The 7,729-nt window shown below is 70.7% G+C and carries 9 protein-coding genes; 7 read left to right on the forward strand and 2 right to left on the reverse strand.

Translation table 11 applies throughout. The features are described from left to right. Positions 1-880, reverse strand: an 880-nt coding sequence (locus ALA01S_RS29695; RefSeq protein WP_169806047.1) for a PAS domain-containing protein, incomplete at its 3' end; no start/stop codon positions are given. On the opposite strand from ALA01S_RS29695, the gene ALA01S_RS34195 reads away from it, so the two are divergent. From ALA01S_RS34195 to ALA01S_RS29720, 6 genes are all read left to right on the forward strand, one after another. Further along, on the forward strand, positions 879-1,286 hold the full coding sequence (locus ALA01S_RS34195) for a hypothetical protein (RefSeq protein WP_169806048.1): 408 nt from the start codon (positions 879-881) through the stop codon (positions 1,284-1,286). The genes ALA01S_RS29695 and ALA01S_RS34195 overlap by 2 nt on opposite strands. Before the next feature lie 250 nt (positions 1,287-1,536). After that, on the forward strand, positions 1,537-2,967 hold the full coding sequence (gene tcuA / locus ALA01S_RS29700; RefSeq protein WP_066343133.1) for an FAD-dependent tricarballylate dehydrogenase TcuA: 1,431 nt from the start codon (positions 1,537-1,539) through the stop codon (positions 2,965-2,967). Further along, positions 2,954-4,126: a tricarballylate utilization 4Fe-4S protein TcuB gene (gene tcuB, locus ALA01S_RS29705; protein ID WP_066343135.1), complete on the forward strand. Its 1,173-nt coding sequence runs from the start codon at positions 2,954-2,956 to the stop codon at positions 4,124-4,126. The genes tcuA and tcuB overlap by 14 nt, the downstream gene beginning before the upstream one ends. A gap of 159 nt (positions 4,127-4,285) precedes the next feature. Beyond that, a complete protein-coding gene (locus ALA01S_RS29710) occupies positions 4,286-5,272 on the forward strand; it encodes a Bug family tripartite tricarboxylate transporter substrate binding protein (RefSeq protein ID WP_066343138.1) in 987 nt (328 codons plus the stop codon). Then, complete coding sequence (locus tag ALA01S_RS29715; RefSeq protein WP_066343140.1) at positions 5,269-5,874, forward strand: chromate transporter; 606 nt, start codon at positions 5,269-5,271, stop codon at positions 5,872-5,874. Before ALA01S_RS29710 ends, ALA01S_RS29715 begins: the two co-directional genes overlap by 4 nt. Before the next feature lies 1 nt (position 5,875). Beyond that, entirely contained in the window at positions 5,876-6,460 is a 585-nt protein-coding gene (locus ALA01S_RS29720) for a chromate transporter (protein WP_066343142.1), read from the forward strand. Here ALA01S_RS29720 and ALA01S_RS29725 read toward each other — a convergent pair. After that, positions 6,446-7,375 (reverse strand): LysR family transcriptional regulator, encoded by a 930-nt coding sequence (locus ALA01S_RS29725; protein WP_066343144.1) that lies wholly within the window; start codon positions 7,373-7,375, stop codon positions 6,446-6,448. The two genes, ALA01S_RS29720 and ALA01S_RS29725, sit on opposite strands and share 15 nt — an antisense overlap. Before the next feature lie 86 nt (positions 7,376-7,461). Here ALA01S_RS29725 and ALA01S_RS29730 point away from each other — a divergent pair. Next, positions 7,462-7,729 (forward strand): Bug family tripartite tricarboxylate transporter substrate binding protein (locus ALA01S_RS29730; protein WP_259375551.1); only part of this gene is annotated, 268 nt, incomplete at its 3' end.

The raw sequence follows: 7,729 nt of genomic DNA on the forward strand, positions 1-7,729 counted from the left end.
ACTGCTCCTCCAGCGCCTTGCGCTCGGAGAGGTCGGCCATCACGGACAGGAAGCCGCTGGGCTCGCCCTGGGTGTTGCGCAGCAGGCTGATGCTCATCAGGCAGACCACGCGCGTGCCGTCGGCGCGCACGTAGGTCCATTCGCTGCGCTGGCCGCCGTCGAGCTCCGCGGGCATGACCGACAGCGTGGAGCGCGCCGCGGTGGACAGCCACAGCGGCAGGTGGCCGCAGTGCTCCAGCACCTCGCGCGGGTAGCGGTGGAGCTGCGCCAGCAGCTCGGCGTGGTCGCGGAAATCCAGCTCCAGCCGGCCCAGGGCGTGGGTGGCGGGCATGCGCAGCAGGGCCTCCGCGGCCGGGTTGATGGAGGTGATGCGCCCGGACAGGTCGGTGGCGATGATGGCGCTGCCCGCGATGGCCAGCAGCGCCTGTTCGCGCTCGGCCAGATGCTGCAGCTCGGTCGTGCGCTGGTGCACCTGCTGCTCCAGCGTGGCGATGAGCTCGGCCAGCGCGGCCTTGGCCTGGCGCGCGTCGGTGACGTCGGTCACGGCCTCGGCCACGGCCGTGACCCGGCCGCCGTCGTCGCGGCGCAGCAGCTTGCGCACGGCCACGACGATCTCGTGCCCGTCGCGCGTGGTGTTGCGCACGTCGCCGCTCCACTCGCCGTCGCGCTCCAGCGCGGCCCTGATCTCGGCCTGGGGCACGGGGAACTCGGTGTGCAGCAGCTCGTGCGCCTTGCGGCCTATGGCCTCCTGCGACGACCAGCCGTACAGGCGCTCACAGCCGCGCGACCAGTGAAGAACGGTGCCGTCCGGCCCCCGGACGAACACGGAGGCCAGGTCCAGCGCGGCGATGAGCTCGGCCGGGGGCCAGGCGTCATCCATGCGGCAACTCTCCCGGGGCAGCACGCCGCGCGCCCCGCTCATGAAAACCTGCGGCGTCACGGAGCCAGGGCAAGCCCTGCTCCCTGCGCCGCACTCCTCCACCGGCGCCGCTGCCGTCACATTCGAAATCACTGGGCGCCATGCCCATGGCCGTGGTGCCGGACAGCGCGGCCATGGGGCCGGCGGCCTGTTTGCGCGAGGGCCGCAGCCGCTGCCTGCCCGATTTCTCGCCCAAGGCTTGAAAAAAACAAATTCATCGAGAACACCGGATCGGCAGGAAAAAATCAATAGGAAAGCTGGGCCGCGCCACGCGCACACGGCGCGGGCTTGCATCATCGGCCAACTGAAAATTTCCGCCGTGACATTTTCCCGGAATCAAAGCCGCGTCGAATATCAGAAATACTGAGAGACACCGAAGGACATATTCCCGCGACGGCGCTCTGCCGTCCGGCAAACGCCTTGTGGGGCTTGGCGTCCCGCCCGCAAAGGTACCGCGCCCCTGGCTGCCTCATTCCAGCGGGAACCCAGGCGCTGCCCAAGCCGGCCGCGCGCGGCGCCACTGATGCCCGGATCGCAACAATCGCGCCCCGTTTTGCATTTCCCAAAACAATCGCGCCGCCGAACAATTCGCCCAACTGATTTACGAGGCGGATTGCATGAACACAGACGTGCTGGTCATCGGCGGCGGCAACGCCGCCTTGTGCGCGGCCCTGATGGCCGCGGAAGGCGGCGCGAGCGTGCTGCTGCTGGAGGCCTCGCCGCGGGCCTGGCGCGGCGGCAACTCGGCCCACACCCGCAACCTGCGCTGCATGCACGACGCGCCGCAGGACGTGCTGGTGGACGCCTACCCCGAGGAGGAGTTCTGGCAGGACCTGCTCAAGGTCACCGGCGGGCGCACCAACGAAAAGCTCGCCCGGCTCACCATCCGCGCCTCCTCCACCTGCCGCGACTGGATGCGCAGCCACGGCGTGCACTTCCAGCCGCCCCTCTCCGGCGCGCTGCACGTGGCGCGCACCAACGCCTTCTTCATGGGCGGGGGCAAGGCGCTGGTCAACGCCTACTACCGCAGCGCCGAGCGCCTGGGCGTGCGCGTGCGCTACGAGGCGCCGGTGAATCGCCTGGAGATCGACGCCCAGGGCCGCTTCGCCGCCGCCTGGGTGGGCAGCGAGCGCATCACGGCCAAGGCCTGCGTGCTGGCCGCCGGGGGCTTCGAATCCAACCGCGAGTGGCTGCGCGAGGCCTGGGGCGTCAACGAGCGCGGCGAGTGGCCGGCCGACAATTTCCTCATCCGCGGCACGCGCTTCAACCAGGGCGTGCTGCTGCGCCACCTGCTGGAAGACCACGGCGCCGACCGCATCGGCGACCCCACCCAGGCGCACATGGTGGCCATAGACGCGCGCGCCCCGCTGTACGACGGCGGCATCTGCACGCGCATCGACTGCGTGTCGCTGGGCGTGGTGGTCAACCGCGAGGGCCGGCGCTTCTACGACGAGGGCGAGGACTTCTGGCCCAAGCGCTACGCCATCTGGGGCCGGCTGGTGGCGCAGCAGCCCGGGCAGATCGCCTGGTCCGTCATTGACGCCAAGGCCATAGGCCGCTTCATGCCGCCGGTGTTCCCGGGCGTCGTGGCCAACAGCCTGCCGGAGCTGGCCGCCAAGCTGGGCCTGGACGTGAACGCCTTCATGGGCACGCTGCAGGACTACAACGCCGCCTGCCGGCCCGGCAGCTTCGACCACACCCGACTGGACGACTGCCGCACCGAGGGCGTCTCCCCGCCCAAGACCCACTGGGCCCGCCCCATCGACACCGGCCCCTTCTACGCCTACGCCGTGCGCCCGGGCGTCACGTTCACGTACCTGGGCCTGCACACCGACGAGACGGCCGCCGTGCGCTTCGGCAACGTGCCCAGCGACAACCTCTTCGTCGCGGGCGAAATGATGGCCGGCAACGTGCTGGGCCAGGGCTACACCGCCGGCGTGGGCATGTCCATCGGCACGGCCTTCGGCCGCATCGCCGGCACCCACGCGGCACGCGCGGCCCAGGCCGCCGGCAACACCCAACGGAAGGAACACCATGCAATCGCTTGAGGCACTGACCCGCGACGCCCGCGCGCTGGCCGAGGGCGAGATCGTCATCACCGCCGCCGAGTCCGAGGTGGCGCGGCAGATGACGGTGTGCAACGCCTGCCGCTACTGCGAGGGCTTTTGCGCCGTCTTCCCCGCCATGACGCGGCGGCTGGAGTTCGGCAAGGCCGACATCCATTTCCTGGCCAACCTCTGCCACAACTGCGGCGCCTGCCTGCACGCCTGCCAGTACGCGCCGCCGCACGAGTTCGCCATCAACGTGCCGCAGGCCATGGCCCAGGTGCGCGGACAGACCTATGCCGACTACGCCTGGCCCCCGGCCCTGGGCGCGCTCTACAAGCGCAACGGCCTGGCGCTGGCCCTGGCGCTGGTGCTGGCCTTCTCGGCCTTCCTCGCCCTGGCGCTTGGGCTCAAGGGCACGCTGTGGGGACCGGCGGCGGGCGGCAGCTTCTACGAGCTGTTCCCGCACGGGCTGATGGTGAGCCTCTTCGCCCCCGTGTTCGCCTTCGTGGCGCTGGCGCTGGCACTGGGCGTGCGCCGCTTCTGGCGCGACGTGACGCCGGCCACCAGCGGCCAGCCGGCCAGCGCGCCCGCCCTCAGCGAGGCCACGCACGACGCGCTGACCCTGCGCTACCTGGACGGCGGCCACGGCCAGGGCTGCAGCAACGAGGACGACGCCTACACCCTCTCGCGCCGCCGCTTCCACCACTTCACCTTCTACGGCTTCATGCTGTGCTTCGCCGCCACCAGCGTGGCGACGGTCTATCACTACGCCTTCGGCTGGGCCGCGCCCTACGACCTGCCTTCGCTGCCCAAGCTGCTGGGCGTGCTGGGCGGCGTGAGCCTGTGCGTGGGCACGGCCGGCTTGGGCTGGCTGCGCCTGCGCCGCCACCCGGCGCACGGCGACGCCGCGCAAAAGCCCATGGACCTGGGCTTCATCGCCCTGCTGTTCCTCACCGCCGCCAGCGGCCTGGCCCTGTGGCTGTCGCGCGGCACCCCGGCGCTGGCGCTGCTGCTGTGCCTGCACCTGGGCGCGGTGCTGGCGCTGTTCGCCACGCTGCCCTACGGCAAGTTCGCCCACGGCATCTACCGCACGGCCTCGCTGCTGCGCCATGCGGTGGAGAAGCGCCAGCCCAACCCCATCGGCCTGGGCGCGGACTGAAGTCCACCACGCCGGCCCGCGCCACCCGCGCGGGCCGGCTTTGATGTGCGCTGCGCATCAAGCCATGAAAACAATGCAATTCACGGATCAATGGCCGCTTTCTAGTATGGGCTTGAAGCAGGCCCAAGAGATCAACAAACCGCTGATTGGAGACACCGCATGAACAAACGCCAACTGCTGCGCACGGCCGGCACCTGTGCCCTCGCCACCCTGAGCGCCGGCGCCTGGAGCACGGCCCAGGCGCAGGACTTCCCGCCCAAGAAGAACGTGACCATGCTGGTCGGCTTCGCCGCGGGCGGCGCGGCGGACACGGCGGCGCGCATCATCGGCAAGAAGCTTGGCGAGAACATCGGGGTGCCGGTGGTCATAGACAACAAGCCCGGCGCGGGCGGCAACATCGCGCACCAGTTCGCGGCGCAGGGGCCCAGCGACGGCAGCGTGATCCTGTTCGGCTCGGTCGGCCCGCTGACCATCGCGCCGCACCTGATGAAGCTGCCCTACGACCCGTTCAAGGACCTCGCGCCCATCACCATGGGCGTGAATTTTCCCAATGTCCTGGTGGTGCATTCGGGCCTGGGCATCAAGACTTTTGCGGATTTCGTTGCCTACGCAAAGAAGAACCCGGGCAAGCTGGACTACGCCTCCACGGGCCCCGGCTCGGCCTCGCACCTGGGCGGCGAGCTGCTGGACGACATGGCCAAGATCGAAACCACGCACATCCCGTACAAGGGCGGCGCGCCGGCGCTGCAGGACTTGCTCGGCGGGCGCGTGTCCGCCTACTACTCGACGCTGTCCACGGCGCAGCCGCACATCGAAAGCGGCAAGCTCATCCCGCTGGCGAGCACGGGGCCGCAGCGGCTGCCGGCGCTGCCCAAGGTGCCCACCATCGCCGAGTCCGGCTACCCGGGCTACAGCGCCACCAACTGGTACGCCTTCGTGGCGTCCTCCAAGGTGCCCAAGCCGGTGCTGGACCGCTGGAACGTGGAGCTCAACAAGGTGCTCAAGGACCCCGGCGTGGTGAAGGAGCTGGACCACCACGGCCTCACGCCGCAGCCCGGCACGCGCGATGAGCTGGCCAAGACCATGGAGCGCGAGTCCGCCACCTGGGGCCGCGTGATACGGGATCGCAAGATCACCATCCAATGAGCGAACGGGGCGTCCCTGCCGCCACCGAAACCGCCACCACGGCGGGCGCCGCGCCGCGCGGCCTGCTGGAGCTGTTCTGGGCCTTCTCCTGGATGTCGCTGCAGGGCTTCGGCGGCGTGATGGCCGTGGTGCAGCGCGAGCTGGTGGAAAAGCGCGGCTGGCTCAGCAACGACGCCTTCATCGAGGACTGGGCCGTGGCCCAGGTCATGCCGGGCCCCAACGTGTGCAACCTGGCGCTGATGTTCGGCGACCGGCACTTCGGCTGGCGCGGCGCCGTCACGGCCCTGGGCGGGCTGCTGGTGCTGCCGCTGGCGCTGCTGATCGCCCTGGCCACGCTCTACGGCAGCCTTTCCGGCCACACCGAGGCGGCGGGCGCGCTGCGCGGCATGGGCGCGGTGGCGGCGGGGCTGATCGCCGGCACGAGTCTCAAGTTGCTGGCCGGGCTGCGGCGCCATCCGCTGGGTTTCACGGTGGTGCTGGCCTTCGCCGCCGCGGCCTTTGCCGCGCTGGCGCTGCTGCGCTGGCCGCTGTTCGTGATCGTGCTGGGCTTGGGTGGCGCCGCCTGGTGCCTGACCTGGCGGCGGCTGCTCAAGGAAGCGTGACATGAGCGCGCTGGACTGGCTGCACCTGCTGCTGCATCAGCTCTCGATTTCGCTGCTGGCCGTGGGCGGCGCGGTGACGCTGGCCCCGCAGCTGCACCGCTACCTGGTGGACGGCCAGGCCTGGCTGAGCGACGCGCAGTTCAGTGCCGCCATCACGCTGGCGCAGGCGGCGCCCGGCCCCAACGTGCTGTTCGTGGCGCTGCTGGGCTGGCAACTGGGCTTGAACGCCGCCGGCCCAAACGCGGGCACCGTGTGGAGCGTGGCGCTGGCGCTGCTGGGCGTGGCGGTGTGCACCCTGGGCATGCTGGCGCCCAGCTCGCTGCTGACGCTCTGGGCCGCGCGGCTGGGCCACAAGCACCGCGAGCGGCCGGTGGTGCGTGCCTTCCGCCAGGGCATGGGGCCCATCGTGGTGGGGGTGCTGCTGTCCACGGCCTGGCTGCTGGGCCGTGCCGGCGGCGACTGGCACGCCGACTGGCGGCTGTGGCTGTTGGGCGCCGTGGTCACGCTGCTGGTGTGGCGCACGCGGGTGCACCTGCTGTGGCTGTTGGGCGCGGGGGCGGTGTTGGGCGCGCTAGGCCTGGTCTGAAGCGCCGGCCGTGGGCTCGAAAGCCTTGCGGCCGAGCCGCACCTGCTCGCACAACAGCGCCGCCGTGGGCGACAGCGGCCGCCCGCGCCGCGTGACCAGCCCCACCACGCGGCTGACCACCGGATCGACCAGCGGCACGCGGCACAGCGCCTCGTGGCGCGGCGGCACCGACAGGCGCGGCAGCGCGGCCAGCCCCAGCCCGGCAGCCACCAGCCCCAGCGCGCCGGCCACATGCTCCGTCTCGTAGAACCACAGCGGGCGCTGCGCCAGCGGGGCCAGGGCCTGGTCCACCAGCAGCCGGTTGGCGCTCTGGCGCGAAACGGCCACCATCTTCTGACCCGCCAGCTCCACCCAGGCCACGTGCCCGCGGCCGGCCAGCGCGTGGCCCTGGGGCATGACCAGCACGTAGTCGTCGCGGCCCAGCATGTCGAACTCCACGTCCGGCTCCTGCGCCCCCGTGAAATTCAGGCCGAAGTCCGCCTCGCCGCTGACCACGGCGGCCAGCACGCGGTGGGCGCTGTCGTCAATGATGCGCACGCGCACGTTGGGCTGCTGCTGCGCAAAGCGCTGCAGGATGCCCGGCAGCACGTGCTGCGCCACCGAGGGCACGCAGGCCACCGTCACCTGCCCGCGCCGCGCCTGCGCGCTGTCCGACAGCCGCGCCACGGCGTCCTCCAGGTCTTCCAGCGTCTGCCGTGCCCGCTCCAGGAAGTGCCGCCCGCCCTCGGTCAGATCCACCTGCCGCGTGGTGCGCTCCAGCAGCCGCAGGCCCAGGGCGGTTTCCAGCTTGTCGATGCGGCGGCTGAGCGCCGGCTGCGAGATGCACAGGTGCTCGGCCGCCAGCCGGAAGTTGCAGCGGTCGGCCACGGCCACGAAAGCCTGCAGCTCTTCCAGGGCGAAATTGATGCGTGACATGCATGGAATCATAAAAACAATGCAATTCACAGATCAATGGGTGATTCCTACCATTCATCCATCAATCAAGACCGGAGACAAAAGCGATGTCCACGACGAATTCCCTGCCGCGCCGTGCCGCGCTGGCCGCATTGGTTGCCTGCGCATTCACCGGCGTGGCCGGCCAGGCCCAGGCGCAGGCCTGGCCGACGAAGCCGATCCGCTTCGTGGTGCCCTTCGGCCCGGGCGGCGCCAACGACATCGTGGCCCGCGCGGTGGCCGAAGGCGCGTCCAAGCAGTTGGGCCAGACCATCATCATCGAGAACAAGCCCGGCGCCGGCTCGCTGCTGGGCTCGGACATCGTGGCCAAGTCCG

This window comes from Azohydromonas lata NBRC 102462 (assembly GCF_001571085.1).
Classification (GTDB): Bacteria; Pseudomonadota; Gammaproteobacteria; order Burkholderiales; family Burkholderiaceae_C; genus Azohydromonas; species Azohydromonas lata.